The organism is Allostreptomyces psammosilenae (assembly GCF_013407765.1).
Taxonomy (GTDB): Bacteria; Actinomycetota; Actinomycetes; order Streptomycetales; family Streptomycetaceae; genus Allostreptomyces; species Allostreptomyces psammosilenae.
In genome coordinates this window covers 258370-274540 of sequence record NZ_JACBZD010000002.1, presented here as the reverse complement: position 1 = coordinate 274540, position 16171 = coordinate 258370, and the positions used below count along the sequence as shown (strand labels likewise).

13 protein-coding genes are annotated in these 16171 nt (G+C 72.0%); 6 read left to right on the top strand and 7 right to left on the bottom strand.

From position 1 onward, the window contains the following. Nucleotides 1–188: 188 nt before the first annotated feature. Nucleotides 189–764: an RNA 2',3'-cyclic phosphodiesterase gene (gene thpR / locus FHU37_RS23470; protein WP_179816671.1), complete on the bottom strand. Its 576-nt coding sequence runs from the start codon at nt 762–764 to the stop codon at nt 189–191. Nucleotides 765–912: 148 nt separating this feature from the next. Next, a complete protein-coding gene (locus FHU37_RS23465; RefSeq protein ID WP_246451254.1) occupies nt 913–2070 on the bottom strand; it encodes an ABC transporter permease in 1158 nt (385 codons plus the stop codon). 119 nt (nt 2071–2189) lie between these two features. Here FHU37_RS23465 and FHU37_RS23460 point away from each other — a divergent pair, with 119 nt between their 5' ends. Beyond that, nucleotides 2190–2792 (top strand): TetR/AcrR family transcriptional regulator, encoded by a 603-nt coding sequence (locus FHU37_RS23460; protein ID WP_179816670.1) that lies wholly within the window; start codon nt 2190–2192, stop codon nt 2790–2792. Between the two features lie 61 nt (nt 2793–2853). Here FHU37_RS23460 and FHU37_RS23455 read toward each other — a convergent pair whose 3' ends face one another. The 3 genes from FHU37_RS23455 to FHU37_RS23445 form a co-directional block, all read right to left on the bottom strand. Further along, nucleotides 2854–4656: an MFS transporter gene (locus FHU37_RS23455; RefSeq protein ID WP_246451253.1), complete on the bottom strand. Its 1803-nt coding sequence runs from the start codon at nt 4654–4656 to the stop codon at nt 2854–2856. Between the two features lie 130 nt (nt 4657–4786). Then, complete coding sequence (locus FHU37_RS23450) at nt 4787–5221, bottom strand: MarR family winged helix-turn-helix transcriptional regulator (RefSeq protein WP_179816669.1); 435 nt, start codon at nt 5219–5221, stop codon at nt 4787–4789. A gap of 679 nt (nt 5222–5900) precedes the next feature. Further along, on the bottom strand, nt 5901–6980 hold the full coding sequence (locus tag FHU37_RS23445; protein WP_179816668.1) for a TetR/AcrR family transcriptional regulator: 1080 nt from the start codon (nt 6978–6980) through the stop codon (nt 5901–5903). A gap of 142 nt (nt 6981–7122) precedes the next feature. Here FHU37_RS23445 and FHU37_RS23440 point away from each other — a divergent pair, with 142 nt between their 5' ends. Then, complete coding sequence (locus FHU37_RS23440; RefSeq protein WP_246451251.1) at nt 7123–8400, top strand: cytochrome P450 family protein; 1278 nt, start codon at nt 7123–7125, stop codon at nt 8398–8400. Nucleotides 8401–8594: 194 nt separating this feature from the next. Here the strand turns inward: FHU37_RS23440 and FHU37_RS23435 are convergent, their stop codons facing one another. Then, complete coding sequence (locus FHU37_RS23435) at nt 8595–10043, bottom strand: family 43 glycosylhydrolase (protein ID WP_179816667.1); 1449 nt, start codon at nt 10041–10043, stop codon at nt 8595–8597. A 217-nt stretch (nt 10044–10260) separates the two neighbouring features. Further along, nucleotides 10261–11295 carry a LacI family DNA-binding transcriptional regulator gene (locus FHU37_RS23430; protein ID WP_246451249.1) on the bottom strand — a complete coding sequence of 345 codons (1035 nt, stop codon included), beginning with the start codon at nt 11293–11295 and terminating at the stop codon, nt 10261–10263. A gap of 417 nt (nt 11296–11712) precedes the next feature. Between FHU37_RS23430 and chvE the strand changes: the two genes are divergently transcribed. The 4 genes from chvE (at nt 11713) to FHU37_RS23410 (ending at nt 16112) form a co-directional block, all read left to right on the top strand. Then, entirely contained in the window at nt 11713–12795 is a 1083-nt protein-coding gene (chvE, locus tag FHU37_RS23425; RefSeq protein WP_179817312.1) for a multiple monosaccharide ABC transporter substrate-binding protein, read from the top strand. 101 nt (nt 12796–12896) lie between these two features. Then, a complete protein-coding gene (gene mmsA / locus FHU37_RS23420) occupies nt 12897–14426 on the top strand; it encodes a multiple monosaccharide ABC transporter ATP-binding protein (protein WP_179816666.1) in 1530 nt (509 codons plus the stop codon). Nucleotides 14427–14430: 4 nt separating this feature from the next. Next, nucleotides 14431–15693, top strand: a complete 1263-nt coding sequence (gene mmsB, locus FHU37_RS23415) for a multiple monosaccharide ABC transporter permease (RefSeq protein WP_179816665.1) — start codon at nt 14431–14433, stop codon at nt 15691–15693. 143 nt (nt 15694–15836) lie between these two features. After that, a complete protein-coding gene (locus tag FHU37_RS23410) occupies nt 15837–16112 on the top strand; it encodes a chaplin (RefSeq protein ID WP_179816664.1) in 276 nt (91 codons plus the stop codon). Nucleotides 16113–16171: the final 59 nt, after the last annotated feature.

Below are 16171 nucleotides of genomic sequence, written 5' to 3'. Positions count from 1 at the left end.
GACGGACACCGCGCCGGGCACCGCGGCTGCACCGCGCCGGACCGGTACGGGCAGCCGGCGCGACGCGCGTCCGGCAGGCGCGCCGGCGTCGGTCAGCTCACCAGGCCACCCACCAGAGCGGCCACCACGAGCACGATGAGCGACCACGTCATCACGCGGTTACGGGTCCTGGTATCCACCCGGCCAGGCTACTCCGCCGCCTCCTCCGGACGGCGCAGCGCCCAGGACTCGACGGACTCGTACTGGGCCGGGCCGCGCCCGAGGAGGCTGCGCATCAGGTGCACCCGCTCCACCGTCCACGGCGTGCCCACCAGGCTGTCCAGCGCCGAGACCATCGCGTGCAGGTCCGGGTGCGGACCGAACCGCTCCCGCGCGCGGGCCAGGGTCAGGTGCGGGCGCCAGGGGCGGGTGTCCACCTCGATGCCGGTGTGCCGGGCCGCCCGCGAGACGTCCCGGGCCAGCTCACGCGCCTCGGCGACGGTCCCCTGGACGTCGGCCCACAGCACCCGGCGCCCGAAGGCGCCCCCGGCCTGGAGGTGCAGGGTCAGCACCGGGTGTCCCTCGACGGCCTCGGCCAGGCGGGCCCGCAGCTTGGGCAGCCGCTCCTCGGGCACCTCGCCGAGGAAACACAGCGTGAGGTGCCGGCTGGTCCGGGGCGTCCAGCGGAGTTCGTCCGCCTCGGGGAGGCGACGCAGCCGCCGTTCGGCCTCGTCCAGTTCGGCCAGGGCCTCGGCGGAGGGGTGCACGGCGACGAAGAGCCTCACCGCTCCATTGTCCGACCCGCGACCGCCGCACGCCTCCCCTCCCCCGGCAGCCCGCCCCCGGCGAAGACGGCCGGACGACGGCCGGACGCCCCGCCGGGCCGGGGGCCGGGCGGGGCGCGTCCGCGGTGGGACGTCGGGTGCCGGTGGGCTACGCCTCGACTCGGGAGGAGGCGCGGCCGGCCGGGGCGGCGGCGGTGGCGGGCCGGTTGCCGGCGACGACCAGCAGGCTCAGCCCGAGCAGCGACCACACCAGCAGCACCTCCAGCGGCACCGCCGCCCCGGCGCCGTCGAAGTAGGAGGTGCTGCGCAGCAGCGAGGCCCCGGCGCCGAGCGGCAGCAGGCTGCCGATCAGCCCGGCCGGTTCCGGCAGCAGTTCGGGCGCGCTGGTGACGCCGGAGAACGGATTGCCGATCAGCACCACCAGCACGGCGCCGACGGCCAGCCCGGCCGTCCCCCACAGCCGGGCCAGACCGGCCACCAGGCAACCCACCGCCGTCACGATCAGCGCCAACACCCCGGCGTTGACCAGCCAGTTGCCCCCCAGGGCGCCCAGCCAGCCCTGCACCACGGCCACGCCCACCAGACCGGCCGTCACCGCCGCGGCCAGCACGGCGGCGATCCGCGGGCCCCGTCCCCCACGGACGCCGAGGTGGGCCAGCGCCCCGGCGCCGACGCCGGACAGGCTCAGCGGCAGCAGCAGCGAGGCGAGCGCCGCGCCGCGCGGGTCCTCGGCCGGCAGCGGCACCACGTCCTCCACCTGGAGCGGCGCGACGGCGCCCGGCGCACCCGGCTGTCCCTGCCCCTGTCCCTGATCACCCTGCGGCGCCTGCAGCTGCGCCACGCCCTGCTGGAGCGCCTGGGCCACGGCCGGTCCGGCCGCGCTGGCGGTGAGCAGCTTCATGCCGTCCGGGCCGGCGACGACGGCCCCGTAGATCTCACGCTCGGTGATGGCCGCGCGGGCGGCCGCCTCGTCGGCGTACCGGTGGATCTCGAAGGCGTCCGCGTCGGAGGCCGTCAGTGCCCGGGCGATACCGGTGGTGGCCTGCTCCGGCCCGGCCAGGCCGATGGGCAGGTCACGCGGGGCCATCCGGGCGGCGGGCCAGGCGAAGAGGGTGAGCGTGACCAGCGCGATGAGGCCGATCCGGACGGCGAGTTCGGCCACCGGACGCCAGGCCCGCCCCGCCGTCGACGCCTCGGTGGCCGGCGCGGACCCCGACGCGTCCGCGACCGCCTCGGCGGGGTGGGCCCCGCCGTCCGGGAGGGCGCCCTCCGCCAGGGGGTGAGCACCACTGCGCTGCTCGGGCATGACGACTCCTACCTAAAACGAATGATCATTCTCTGTTGGTTCCACACTCCTCCTCCGGGCGGAGACTGTCAAGAACGAATAGTCGTTCTCTCAAGCGGCCGTCGCGTACCCTTCCTCACATGGCCCGTGTCTCCCAGGCGCATCTGGACGCCCGCCGTCGCCAGATCCTCGACGCCGCCCGGCGCTGCTTCGCCGCGAACGGCTTCCACTCCACGTCCATGCAGGACGTGCTGAAGGAGGCCGGCCTGTCGGCCGGGGCGGTCTACCGGTACTTCCCGAGCAAGGACCACATCATCGCCGCGATCTCGCTGGAGACCATGCGGGAGGTCGCCGGGGTCTTCACCGGGGCGCTCGACGCGGAGCAGCCGCCGACCCCCGAGGAGCTGGTGGGGCGCGCCCTGCGCACCGTGCAGCGCCTGGACGAGGAGCAGGAGGCGGCGCGCCTGGTGATCTTCGTGTGGGCGGAGGCGCTGCGCACGCCGACGGTCCGCGAACTGGTCACCACCGGCGTGGTGGAGGTGCGTGGACTGCTCGCCCGCATGATCGCGGTGTGGCAGGAACGCGGCATGATCGGCGACGCCGTGCCCGCGCAGCAGCTCGCCCAGCTGATGGGCAGCCTGCTGCCGGGCTACATCATCCAGAAGACCATGATGGGCGACGTCTCCCCGGAGTCGTTCGCGGAAGGGCTGGGCGCGTTGCTGCACAGCCCGGCGCGAACCTGAGGACGCGGCCCGGCGCGGGCCTGACGACCGCGCGCCGGGCGGGGACCTCGGCCGCCGCCGGTCAGTACCGGGTGGCGGATCGGCGGGTGGAATCCACGGCGGGCTCCGCGGTGGAGTGCGCGGCGGGATCGGTGGAGCCTGGCACGACCGGGTCGGCGGCGGCCGGCGTCCCGGCGACCTCGGGCGCCACGGCCGCCGCGGCGCGCGGGACCAGGGAGACCAGCGGGCGCCCGCGGCGTGGGCGGAGCTCCACCCTCAACCGCAGGTTCCCGATCCTGGCCAGCAGCACGGCGACCACGGCGGCCGCCAGCGCGGCGACCAGGCCGCCGAAGAGCAGACCGACGCGCGGGCCGAAGCGTTCGCTGATCCAGCCCACCAGCGGGCTGCCGATCGGCGTGCCACCGAGGAAGACCAGCATGTACAGGCCCATCACCCGGCCGCGCATCACCGGGTCGCTGCCCAGTTGGACCGTCGCGTTCGCCGCCGTGTTGAAGGTGATGCCCGCCAGGCCGGTGGGGATCATCATGATCGCGAAGACCAGGTAGTTGGGCGCGGCGGCGGCCGCCATCTCGATCAGCCCGAACACCAGCGCCGCCCCCACCACCAGCCGCAGCCGGGTCGTGGAGCGCCGGGCCGCGAGGAGTGCGCCGAGCAGCGAACCGGCCGCCATGGCCGTGTTGAGCAGCCCGAAGCCGCCGGCGTCGGTGTGGAAGACCTCGCTGGCGAAGGCGGCCAGGATGACGGGGAAGTTCAGCCCGAAGGTGCCCACGAAGAACACCAGCACGATCGGCCACACCAGCTCCGGTCTGGCCGCGACATAGCGCAGGCCCTCGCGCAGCTGCCCGCGACTGCGCGCCGCCCGTGGGCTGGGGCGCAGTTCGCCGGCGCGCATCGCCAGCAGTCCGCAGAGCACCGCCAGGAACGACACCGCGTTCACCGTGAACGCCCAGCCGATCCCGACCGCGCTGATCAGCACGCCGGCCACGGCCGGGCCGACCAGCCGGCCCATCTGGAAGTTGGCGGAGTTCAGGCTGACGGCGTTGGGCAGGTCGGCCGGGCCGACCATCTCCACCACGAAGGCCTGCCGGGTGGGGTTGTCCACCACGGTGGCCATGCCCAGCGCCAGGGCGATCAGGTAGACGTGCCAGACCCGCACCGTGTCCGAGAAGGTGAGCACCGCGAGCAGGACGGCGAGCAGACCCATGAACGCCTGGGTGATCAGGAGTATTCGGCGCTTGGGGTAGCGGTCGGCGATCACCCCGCCCCACAGGCCGAACAGCAGCATGGGGAGGAACTGCAGGGCCGTGGTGATGCCGACCGCCGTGGGGCTGCCGGTCAGGCTGAGGACCAGCCAGTCCTGGGCGATCCGCTGCATCCAGGTGCCGATGTTGGAGACGGACTGGCCGGTGGCGAAGAGCCGGTAGTTGCGTATGCGGAGGGAGCGGAACGTTCCGCCGGACCGGGCCGGCGCCTTCGCCGGGCTGGCGCCCGCGTCCGGCTCGTACCGCCGGGCGGTCGCGTGTTCGCCGGGTTCGGCCGGGTCGCCGGGGTCACTGAGCTCACCGGGGTCGCTGGCCTCGCCGCGCTCACCGCGTCCACTGGGTCCGCTGGGTCCACCGGGTTCACTGGGTTCACCGGGGCGCGCCCGTTCGGCGGGGCGCGCCCGTTCGGCGGGGTCGTCGGGCTCCTGGGAGCCGGGGGGTTCCGCCGGGTCGGCCGGCCGTGCGTCGGGGGGCGGGGCCAGAGGTGCCTGGCCGCCCGTCGGGCCGGTCGCCGCGCCGGGCGCGGTGCCGGCGGCGCCTGCTCCGGCGCCCGGGGAGGAATTGAGGGGGTTGGTCGCACGGGCTCCGGTCGGGGAACTCAACCAGTCTCGCCTGCCTTCTTCTCGCCTTCGCCTCGGTGCGCCCGCGCGCCCACCGGGGCGGCGCGGAACGCCGGTCGTCCGCTGCCCGTGCCGCACCTGGACGCCGGCGGACGCCGACCGGGGCGCCGGCCTAGAGGTCGGCGAGCCGTTCCAGTACGGGCGCGGCGACGCGCAGGGCCGCCCACTCCTCCTCGGAGAGGGATTCCACCCGCCCGGCCAGCCATGCGTCCCGGCGCCGCCGCGACTCCAGGACCATCGCCTCGGCCTGGTCGGTGGCGGTCACCACCACCTGGCGGCGGTCCTCCGGGTGTGGATCCCGGCGGACCAGGCCCTTGACCTCCAACATGGCCACGATCCTGGTCATGGACGGCGGCTGGACGTGCTCGCGCCGCGCCAGCTCCCCCGGGGTGGCCGGGCCGCAGCGAACCAGCCAGCCGAGCACGGACAGCTCGGTGACGCTCAGCGACTCGTCGACGCGCTCGTTGCGCAGCCGGCGACCGAGTCGGAGCACCGAGGCCCGCAGGGTGGTCACCGCAGCCAGATCGTCCTGGGACAGCTCGGGCATACTCATTAGTCTAGGTCATTACCTTGTCTAAGGAAAGCGGTCCGCCGGCAGCCGCGAGTGCTCTCCTGACGGCGGCGCGCCGCGCCACGCACCCCGGCCCTGGCGGCGAGGATGGCCCGCCACCATACTCGCTCCCCCTGACAGCTCCACCCCGACCCCGCCGAGCCTCCGAGCCTGCTCTTCTTTGGCCGCACTGGTCCCTCGGCCCCGCAGATGCCCCGAGCCCGCCCCGCTCCGCCCTGGCCCCTACCCCCTGGCCCCTGGCCCCTGCACCACTCCAGCGCCTCCCGCACCACGCACCGCACATGGCGCAGAAGCCGCAAGAGCAACACCCGTAGGGAGCCCCAGGGGGACCCCCTATTTCTACGATTCCACGGTGCTTCGGTGCGGCGCAGCCCCCCATTCCCAGCCTGTGGATAACTCTCGAACGTCCACGATCAAGCCGGAGAGCGGGCCGCCTACGGGACACGGGGAGTCAACCCGGAGGAGCCGGCCGCCTACGAGGCAAAGAAGCCGACCCGGAGGAGCCGGCCGCCTACGGGACAAGGGAATCAAGCCGGCCGGGCCCGTTCCTCCCCGCAGGGATGACCCACTCCCCCGGCGGGACCAGGCCCGGCCACCCGGCCCCGCCCCCGTCCACCACGCGATTCCCCACCCACCGAACACCCCGAGGACGCCCTCAGCCCCTCACCCCGGCGGCAATCGCGTGGCCGGCGCCGGGGCCGTCGGCGTGGGCCCGGATTCGGCCGCCCTCCACCCGGACGGCGCTCTCCGTCTCGTCGCCCGCTCGGCCCAGCCCCACCGCGGCGGCGACGGCACCGTCCTCGTCGCACACCACCCGCAGCGCGGGCCACCCGTCGCGTGGGACGACGTGCCGCAGCAGGCCGCCGAGGCCGGCCAGGGCCAGCCGCACCAGCGGCGTCACCTCCTCCGGGGCCTCGGCGACGACGACCAGCGAGACCGGCACGCCCGGCGGCGCCGCCCGGACGGCGTCCTCGACGGCGGCGAGCCGGCGCAGCCCGAGGAAGACCACGACGCCGTCCCCCTCCAGCACCCCGGGGCCCCACAGCCCCATCGCGTCCTCCACCCCCGGCGGGGGCATCCACGGCCGGTCGGCCGGCTGCACCGCGGCGGACGTCTCGGGCGGGGTCCAGGGCTCGTCGAGGTCGAGATCGGCGATCGCCTCGATGCTCCGCAGCATGTCCCCCGGGCGGACGAACCCCGGGGCGATGGTGGCCAGCAGCCCGGCGCCCTCCAGGGTGGTGAGCACCACCTCCGCCTTGCGCACCAGCCGCCCGGCCCGGCCGGGCCCTCCGGCCAGGTTCTCCAGGCCGAGCCCGAGCAGCAGCGCGTTGACCTTCATGATCTGGCCGAACGACTGCCGCGTGCCCTCCTCGGCGACGATCTGCGGCATGAGGTCCATGCCGATCCGCACGCTGAGGCCGTCCTGCGGCGCCAGCGCCAACCGGCTCAGCCACACGTCGGCCAGCGCGGTGAGCGCGTCGGGCGCGGTCCGCGGCTCGGGGGAGACCGCCGGCATCGGCGGGGCCTGTGCGGCGAGGTCGGCGAGGACGGCGAAGTACAGCGCGCGCTTGCCGGGAAAGTTGGAGTAGACGGCCCCCCGGGTGAGTCCGGCCCGCTCGGCGATCGTGTCCACCTTGGCGTCCCGGAAGCCGCGTTCGGCGAACTCCACGCCGGCCGCGGCCAGGATCCTCGCCCGGTTGCGCTCCTGCGCCTCCGCCCTGGTGAGCCGCGCCATCGCCAAAACCTCCCGGAGCCGTTGACAGGCCCAATGAGCCGGCAGCAAGATACCGACAGCACTCAGATGATGAGAACATATGATCCGAACATCTGAGATCCAGGACGCGGCGAAGCCGCCCACACCACGGGAGCCAGCCACCATGGCCACCACCCCCCACACCCCCGCCGGAGCCGACGCGGACGGCGTCTTAGACCTGATGTCCCCGGAGCTGCTGACCGACCCGTTCGGCGGCTACTCCCGGATCCGCGAGCAGACCCCGGTCACCCGGGCCTCGGCCGTCCCCGGCACGGACCCGGCCTGGATCGTCACCCGGTACGACGACGTCAAGTTCGTCCTCGGCGACCCGCGCTTCGTCAACAACCCCGCCAGCGTGCCCGGGATGGAGGTGCCCAGCCTCACCGAGCAGGCGCTGGTCGCCCGCGGGGTTCCCCCCGAGTACATGCCCTACCTGCTCACCAGCATCCTTTCGGTCGACGGCGCCGACCACGCCCGGCTCCGCCGGCTGGTCTCCCGGGCCTTCACCGCCCGCCGCGTCGCCGAGCTGCGCCCGCGGGTCGAGGAGATCACCGAGGACCTGCTCACCCGGCTGCCGGAGGCGGCCGAGGACGGCGTCGTCGACCTGCTGCGGCACTTCGCCTACCCCCTGCCGATCGTCGTGATCTGCGAACTCGTCGGCATTCCGGAGGAGGACCGCCCGCTGTGGCGGGACTGGAGCGAGGCGCTCACCTTCGCCTCCGGCCAGCGCATGGCCGACACCATGCGCGACCTCGTCGCGTACACCCACGCGCTGATCGAGCGCCGCCGGGCCGAGCCCACCGGCGACCTGGTCTCCGCGCTCGTCCGCGTCCACGACGAGGACGGCGACCGGCTCAGCGACACCGAGATGGTCATGCTGATCCTGGCGCTGGTCATCGCCGGTCACGAGACCACCGCCCACCTGATCGGCAACGGCACCGCGGCCCTGCTCACCCACCCCGATCAGCTCGCCGCCCTCCGCGACGACCCGGGCCTCGCCCCGAGCGCCGTGCACGAGCTGATGCGCTGGTGCGGGACGGCGCAGATGGCCTCGACGCGCTACGCCACCGAGGACGTCGAGATCAGCGGCACCCTGGTGCGCAAGGGCGAGGCGGTGTTCCCCGTCCTGGTCGCCGCCAACTACGACCCGCGCCGGTTCGACGACCCGGAACCGCTCGACATCACCCGTCCCACCGACGGCCGCCGGGAGATCCACGTCGGATTCGGCCACGGTCTGCACTACTGCCTGGGCGCCGCGCTGGCCCGCCAGGAGGGCGAGGTCGCCTTCACCGCGCTGCTGCGGCGGTACCCCAACCTGGCCCTGGGCGTGCCCGCGGAGGAGCTCACCCACGACCCGGTCCCCGGCTCCTGGCGGCTGTCCGCCCTGCCGGTGCGGCTGTGACCGGGGCCGGGTCGGGGCCGAAGCCGGAGCCAGGGCCCGGGTCGGGGCCAGGGCCGAAGCCGAAGCCCGGACACCACTGAACGGGCCGGCCCGCCGGTGGGAGCGACACCCCGCCGGCGGGCCGGTCATCGGCCGTCCGTCGTCGGCCGTCCGTCATCCGCCGTCCGTCATCGGCCGCCGGCGGGTTGGCAAGGTCAGCCCACCGGGCGCAGCTGCCACTGCTGGCAGGCGTTGTTCAGCCAGCTCCACTGGCGCACGTCCACGCCGTCGGCGGTGCCGCAGTCGGCCACGTCGGCGACCTTGCCGCTGTTGGCGTTGGTCAGCCGCACCCAGCCGCCGGTGTCCGTGACGACGAACCGGAAGCGCTGGCAGGTGTTGTTCAGCCAGCTCCACTGGCGCAGGTCCGCGCCGTCGGCGGTGGAGCAGTCGGCGGTGTCCAGCACCTTGCCGGTGGCCACGTTGACCAGTCGGCTGGTGTCGTCGCCCATGTCCTCGACGCGCCACTGCTGGTTGGCGCCGCCGTTGCAGGTCCACTGCTGGACGTTCGCCCCGTCCGCCGAGGAGCCGCCGGCCAGGTCCAGGCACTTGCCGCTGTTGCGGTTGACCAGGGTGTAGGCGGTGGGTGTGGTGGCGGTCTCCCCTGAGGGACCGGCCAGGGTGGTGCCGAGCGCGACGGGCGTACCGAAGTTGGGGGTGCCGTCGGAGTTCCAGGTGAACCGCTGCGCGCGGGTGGTGCGGCCGTTGTCGCAGCCGTCGCCGGCCGAGTCGTTGGCGTGGTAGACGATCCAGTTCTCGGTGCCGTCCGGCGAGGTGAAGAAGCCGTTGTGGCCGGGGCCGTAGACGCCGGCCGCGTCGTTGCGCTGGAAGACCGGGGTGGACTTCTTCACCCAGGAGGAGGCCGCCAGCGGGTCGCCGCCGTTGTAGGTGAGCTGGCCGAGCTTGTAGTCGGGCGTCCAGCAGCCGGAGGCGGAGTAGATGATGTAGGTGCGGCCGTCCCGGTAGAGCGCCTCCGGGCCCTCGTTGACCGTTCCGCCCTGGCGTTCCCAGCTCAGGGTGGGGGTGGAGATGGTGCTGAAGGGGCCGCTGACCGTGTAGGGGTTGCTCATCGGGGCGATCACCAGGTTCTGCGTGCCGCCGCCGTTGGCGCTGGCCATCAGGTACAGCCGGCCGTTCAGTTCCAGGACGCTGCCGTCGATCAGCCAGCCGTCGCTGGAGGAGTGGTGCAGCCGGTTCTTGTAGACGTAGGGGCCCATCGGGTCGGATCCGACGCTCTCCAGCACGTGCATGCGCTGCGTCGGGATGTAGTCGGCGACGTTCTGCCCGGCGGTGTAGTAGATGTACCAACGCCCGTTCAGGAAGTGCATCTCCGGGGCCCAGATGTTGCAGCAGCGCGACGGCGTGCCGTCCGACCACACCTGCACGCTGGGGGCGGTCGCCAGGCCGGCGAGCGTGGGGGACTTCCGCACGGTCAGTTCGGAGGTCCAGGAGGTGGTGATCAGGTAGTAGTTGCCGTTGTAGTACTCCAGCCAGGGGTCGGCGCCCTTCTGGGACTTGATCGGGTTGGTGTACGGCCGGCCGGGCGCCGCCTCGGCCGACCCCTCCCCCACGGTGACGGTGGCCAGCACCGTGAGGATCGTGAGCATGACAGCAAGCCAGACGCGTGGGTGGGTCGCCGGGAGCTGGGCCCGGCCTGGGGAGTGGAACACCGTGACGCCCCTTTCTGAGGGGTCGGTGGAGCACCTGAAGTAATGACATGCACTGGTCAACCGGGCGCGCGGCGCCGGTCGGATGTGAACGTTCACCATCCGGCGCCCCGGCCACGGCCGGCCGGTCGTCGTCGCGGACGGGCCGGAGGGGTGTTCAGCCCGCGACGGGGCCCGTGCTCTCCCGCACCACCAACCGCGGCGGGTGCAGCACGTGCTGCGACGGCCGCTCGCCGGTGGCGATCTGATTGATCAGCAGCTCCAGACTGGCCCGGCCGAGCGCCCCGAAGTCCTGCGCCACGGTGGTCAGCGGGGGCTGGAGGTAGGCGGCCTCCGGTATGCCGTCGAAACCCACCACGCTGACCTCGCCCGGCACGGCGCGGCCGGCCTGGTGCAGCGCGCGCAGCGCGCCGACGGCCATCTGGTCGTTGCCGCAGAAGACGGCCGTGACCTGCGGATCCCGGGCGATCAGCCGGGCCGCCTCGTAGCCCGAGCGGGCGCTCCAGTCGCCGGCGAGCACCGGCGGCACCTCGGCGCCGGCCTCGGTGAGCGTGGCGCGCCAGCCCTTCAGCCGCTCCCGGGTCTCCGGCCAGTCGGTGGGGCCGCATATGTGATGCACCGTCGCGTGGCCGAGGTCGAGCAAGTGACGGGTGGCCGCCACGGCCCCGCCGTAGTTGTCCACGCCGACCATCGGCACCCCCGGCGCGTGTCCGATTCCGGTGCCGACCAGCGGCATCTCCTCGGGCACCCGGGCCAGCGCGGCCAGCAGGGAGTCCACCGGAGCGACCGTCACGATCCCCTCGACGCCCTGCTCGCGCAGCCGCCCGATCGCGTCGACCATGGAGTCCTCGTCGGTCGCCGAGGCGCTGGCGACGCTGACGAAGTAACCGGCCTCCCGGGCCACCCGCTCGATCGCCGACACCGTGGAGGCCGGGCCGACCAGGTTGAGGTCCAGGGTGACCACGCCGAGGATGTGCGACCGGTCGGTGACCAGCGCCCGGGCGGCCGAGTTGCGGTGGTAGTCCAGCTCCCGGATGGCCGCGAGCACGCGTTCCCGGGTCTCCCGGCGCACACTGGGGTGGTTGTTCAGCACCCGCGAGACCGTCTGGTGGGAGACGCCGACCAGCCGGGCGACGTCCCTCATCACCGGCTTGCCCCGCTCCCTGGGCACAGCGCCGGAAGCCTCACTCATCGCGGTACCCCCATCCGGACACGCGTCTTCGATCACGCGGCATGTCGCCCTCCCCCACTGGCGTGGATCGTGGACGTTGCGAAAGTGTTAACGGTCACAGTGACAGCCGTCAAGGCTTCTGCTAGACGGCGCCGCAGAGCGGACACTTGCGGTCAATAACGTGACGGACAAGGTTCTCGCCAGCCCCCTTGACGGCCCCCGTGTGACCGTTAACACTCGCCTTCACCGACGCGAAACACGTCACACGCAGGAAACGGACATCCGCGTGGGCCGTCCGTCCTCGCGTGGGCAACCCACCCCAACCAGCACCGACGAAGAACCACCCGCGTGCTCGGCCGCCCCGGCGATCCGAGGCGCCCCACACGAAGGCGTGGGGGAGCGCGGAACATCACTGGAGGAATTGTGCGCAAGACGCTCATGGGACTCGCCGCGGGGAGTCTCGTCATGGCCCTGGCAGCATGTGGCCAGAGCAGCACCAGCGGCGGAGCCAGCGGGTCGGGCGACTCCGAGGCCGGCGGCACCATCGGGATCGCGATGCCGACCAAGGCGTCGGAGCGCTGGATCAACGACGGCAACAACATGGTCGAGCAGTTCGAGGCCGCGGGCTACGAGACCGACCTGCAGTTCGGCAACGACGTCGTCGAGACCCAGGTGTCGCAGATCGAGAACATGATCACCAAGGGCGTGGACCTGCTGGTGGTCGCGGCGATCGACGGCTCCTCGCTGACCAACGTCCTGCAGCGCGCGGCCGACGCCGACATCCCGGTGATCTCCTACGACCGGCTGATCCGCGGCACCGAGAACGTCGACTACTACGCCACCTTCGACAACTTCCAGGTCGGCGTGCTGCAGGGCCAGTACATCGTCGACCAGCTCGGCCTGCCGGAGGCCGAGGGCCCGTTCAACATCGAGCTGTTCGGCGGCTCCCCGGACGACAACAACGCCGGCTTCTTCTTCAACGGCGCGATGAGCGTGCTGCAGCCCTACATCGACGAGGGCAAGCTCGTGGTCCGCAGCGGCCAGACCGACTTCAACCAGGTCGCGACGCTGCGCTGGGACGGCGGCGTGGCGCAGGCCCGGATGGAGAACCTGCTCAGCGGTTCGTACACCACCGAGCGGGTCGACGCCGTGCTCTCCCCCTACGACGGCATCTCCATCGGCATCCTGTCCGCCCTGAAGGGCGTGAACTACGGCACCGAGTCGCAGCCGCTGCCGATCGTGACCGGTCAGGACGCCGAGCTGGCCTCGGTGAAGTCGATCATCGCCGGCGAGCAGACCCAGACGGTCTACAAGGACACCCGTGAGCTGGCCGAGGTCACCGTGCAGATGGCCGACGCCCTGCTGACCGGTGGCACCCCCGAGGTCAACGACACCGAGACCTACGACAACGGCGTGAAGGTGGTTCCCGCCTACCTGCTGGAGCCGGTCAGCGTCGACGCCTCCAACTACGAGGAAGTCCTCGTGGAGGGCGGCTACTACACCGCCGACCAGCTGAACTGACGGCCCCGGCCCCCGACGTACCAACCGGCGGCGCCGGTGGTGGACCACGCGTTCGCGTGGTGCGCCACCGGCCCGCCCCCGAGCCGAACGGACTGCTCACCATGGCCGGACCCATCCTCGAGATGCGTTCGATCACCAAGACCTTTCCCGGTGTCAAGGCACTGTCCGATGTCAACCTCACGGTGGAGCGTGGCGAGGTCCACGCGATCTGCGGTGAGAACGGGGCCGGCAAGTCGACCCTGATGAAGGTGCTCAGCGGCGTCTACCCGCACGGCAGCTACGAGGGCGAGATCCGCTTCGAGGGCGAGCTGTGCGAGTTCCGGGACATCCGGGCCAGCGAAGAGCGCGGCATCGTGATCATCCACCAGGAACTGGCCCTGATCCCGTACCTGTCCATCGCCGAGAACATCTTCCTCGGCAACGAGCGCGCCACCCGCGGCGTGATCAGCTGGAACAAGACCCTGGGGCAGGCCCGGCAGCTGCTCGACCGGGTCGGCCTGCACGAGTCGCCGCAGACCCGCGTGGCGGACATCGGCGTGGGCAAGCAGCAGCTCGTCGAGATCGCCAAGGCGCTGTCCAAGCAGGTCAAGCTGCTGATCCTGGACGAGCCCACCGCGGCGCTGAACGACGAGGACAGCCGCAAGCTGCTGGACCTGATCCTGGAGCTGCAGAACCAGGGCATCTCCTGCGTGATCATCTCGCACAAGCTCAACGAGATCGCCCGGGTCGCCGACTCGATCACCATCATCCGCGACGGGCGCACCATCGAGACGATGAAGGTGGCCGAGGAGGGCGTCTCCGAGGACCGGATCATCCGCGGCATGGTGGGCCGGGACCTCGAGCACCGCTACCCGGAGCGCGAGCCCAAGATCGGCGAGGTCGCCTTCGCCATCGAGGACTGGACCGTGCACCACCCGATCGACCAGCAGCGCAAGGTCGTCGACGGGGTGTCGCTGAACGTGCGGCGCGGTGAGATCGTCGGGATCGCCGGCCTGATGGGCGCCGGCCGCACCGAGCTGGCGATGAGCGTCTTCGGCCGCTCCTACGGTCGCAACATCAGCGGCCGGGTCTACCTGGACGGCAAGGAGATCCGCACCCGCACCGTCCCGGAGGCCATCGACCACGGTCTCGCCTACGTGACCGAGGACCGCAAGCACTACGGGCTCAACCTGATCGACGACATCAGCCGCAACATCTCGCTCAGCGCCCTGTCAAAGGTCGCCTCGCGCGGGATTGTTAACGCTCACAAAGAGTCACGGGTCGCCGAGGGCTTCCGCAAGACGATGAACATCAAGGCGCCCTCGGTGGCGGCGATCACCGGGAAGCTGAGCGGCGGCAACCAGCAGAAGGTCGTGCTGAGCAAGTGGATCTTCTCCGAGCCGGAGGTCCTGATCCTCGACGAGCCCACCCGGGGCATCGACGTCGGGGCGAAGTACGAGATCTACACGGTGATCAACGACCTCGCCGACCAGGGCAAGGCCGTGATCGTCATCTCCTCCGAGCTGCCCGAACTGCTCGGCCTGTGTGACCGCATCTACACGATGGCCGAAGGGCGGCTTACCGGTGAACTCAGCCGGGAGGACGCGACGCAGGAGGCGCTGATGCGCCACATGACGATGGACAGAGGGTAAGAAGATGGCCAGCCCGGTGAAGACCGAGGAGACGAAGAGGTCTGCGGCCCCCCAGGACGCGACCTCCACCCGCGGCGGAGGTGGCCAGGGCGGCGGTATCGGCGCCCTGGTGCTGAACAGCCTGCGCGGCAACATGCGGCAGTACGGCATGCTCATCGCCCTGGCGCTGATCATCCTGCTGTTCCAGATCTGGACCGGGGGCATCCTGCTGGAGCCCCTCAACGTCACCAACCTGATCCAGCAGAACAGCTACATCCTGATCCTGGCCATCGGCATGATGATCGTCATCATCGCCGGCCACATCGACCTCTCGGTCGGCTCCCTCGCCGCCTTCGTCGGCGCCGCGTCCGCCGTGATGATGGCCCGCAACGACGTGCCGTGGGTGCTCGCCGTCGTCATCTCGCTGCTGATCGGCGCGGCGGCCGGCGCCTGGCAGGGCTTCTGGATCGCCTACGTCGGCATCCCGTCGTTCATCGTGACCCTGGCCGGCATGCTGGTCTTCCGCGGCGGCACCCAGATCCTGCTCCAGGGCCAGTCCGTCGCCCCGTTCCCGGACGGGTTCCAGGCGATCAGCAACGGCTTCCTGCCCGAGGGCGGACCGCTCTCCAACTACCACGACCTGACCGTCCTGCTGGGCCTGGGCGTGATCGCCCTCACCCTGATCCAGGAGATGCGCGGCCGCCGCCAGCAGATCGAGCACGGCCTCGACGTGATGCCGACCAACCTGTTCGTCATCCGCTGCGTGCTGATCACCGCCGCCATCACCGTGTTCACCCTGCTGCTCGCCAGCTACCAGGGCTTCCCGATCGTGCTGATCATCCTGTCGGTGCTGCTGGTCGGCTTCGGCTACGTGATGCGCAACTCGGTGCTCGGCCGCCACACCTACGCCATCGGCGGCAACCAGGCCGCGGCCAAGCTGTCCGGCGTCAAGGACAAGCGCGTCATCTTCCTGGTGTTCGTGAACATGGGCGTGCTGGCGGCGCTGGCCGGCCTGGTCTACGCGGCCCGGCTCAACGCCGGAACGCCGAACGCCGGCATCAACTTCGAGCTGGAGGCCATCTCCGCGGCCTTCATCGGCGGCGCCTCGGCCACCGGCGGCGTCGGCACCGTGCTCGGCGCGATCATCGGCGGCCTGGTCCTCGGCGTGCTCAACAACGGCATGTCGCTGGTCGGCATCGGCACCGACTACCAGCAGGTCATCAAGGGTCTGGTGCTGATCGCGGCGGTCGGCTTCGACGTCTACAACAAGCGGCGCGGAGGCAACTGACCGCACGCGTCCACCCCGCGTTTCACGCTCGCGCCCCGCGCGCACGCGCATCGCCCGTTCGGGTGCATCCACGCACCTGGGCGGGCGATGTGGGCATTCATGGTGACGACACGTCCGTTGTCACTGACGAGGAGTGAAGTCCCATGCTTCGCACCACCAAGGCCGCCGTCGTCGCCGTGCTCACCGCCAGCGCCCTCGCCCTGGGCGGTGGGACCGCCGTCGCCGAATCGGACGGTGAGGCCACGGCGATCGGCTCCCCGGGTGTGCTCTCCGGGAACGCCATCTCCGTGCCGATCCACATCCCGGTGAACGCCTGCGGCAACTCCCTCAACCTCATCGGCCTGCTGAACCCGACCTCCGGCAACACCTGCGTGAACTCGGAGACCGAGGTCGACAAGGGCGGCCCGCGCGGCCACTGAGCCCGCACGCGGCCCCACGCACCGGTGCCCCGGCTCCCGCACTGGGAGCCGGGGCACCG

Bases quoted from the DNA above. Each gene is read 5' to 3' on its own strand.
- FHU37_RS23465 (WP_246451254.1), bottom strand. From the start codon at position 2,070: ATGCCCGAGCAGCGCAGTGGTGCTCACCCCCTGGCGGAGGGCGCCCTC.
- FHU37_RS23460 (WP_179816670.1), top strand. From the start codon at position 2,190: ATGGCCCGTGTCTCCCAGGCGCATCTGGACGCCCGCCGTCGCCAGATC.
- FHU37_RS23450 (WP_179816669.1), bottom strand. From the start codon at position 5,221: ATGCCCGAGCTGTCCCAGGACGATCTGGCTGCGGTGACCACCCTGCGG.
- FHU37_RS23445 (WP_179816668.1), bottom strand. From the start codon at position 6,980: ATGGCGCGGCTCACCAGGGCGGAGGCGCAGGAGCGCAACCGGGCGAGG.
- FHU37_RS23440 (WP_246451251.1), top strand. From the start codon at position 7,123: ATGGCCACCACCCCCCACACCCCCGCCGGAGCCGACGCGGACGGCGTC.
- FHU37_RS23435 (WP_179816667.1), bottom strand. From the start codon at position 10,043: ATGCTCACGATCCTCACGGTGCTGGCCACCGTCACCGTGGGGGAGGGG.
- FHU37_RS23430 (WP_246451249.1), bottom strand. From the start codon at position 11,295: ATGAGTGAGGCTTCCGGCGCTGTGCCCAGGGAGCGGGGCAAGCCGGTG.
- chvE (WP_179817312.1), top strand. From the start codon at position 11,713: ATGGGACTCGCCGCGGGGAGTCTCGTCATGGCCCTGGCAGCATGTGGC.
- mmsA (WP_179816666.1), top strand. From the start codon at position 12,897: ATGGCCGGACCCATCCTCGAGATGCGTTCGATCACCAAGACCTTTCCC.
- mmsB (WP_179816665.1), top strand. From the start codon at position 14,431: ATGGCCAGCCCGGTGAAGACCGAGGAGACGAAGAGGTCTGCGGCCCCC.
- FHU37_RS23410 (WP_179816664.1), top strand. From the start codon at position 15,837: ATGCTTCGCACCACCAAGGCCGCCGTCGTCGCCGTGCTCACCGCCAGC.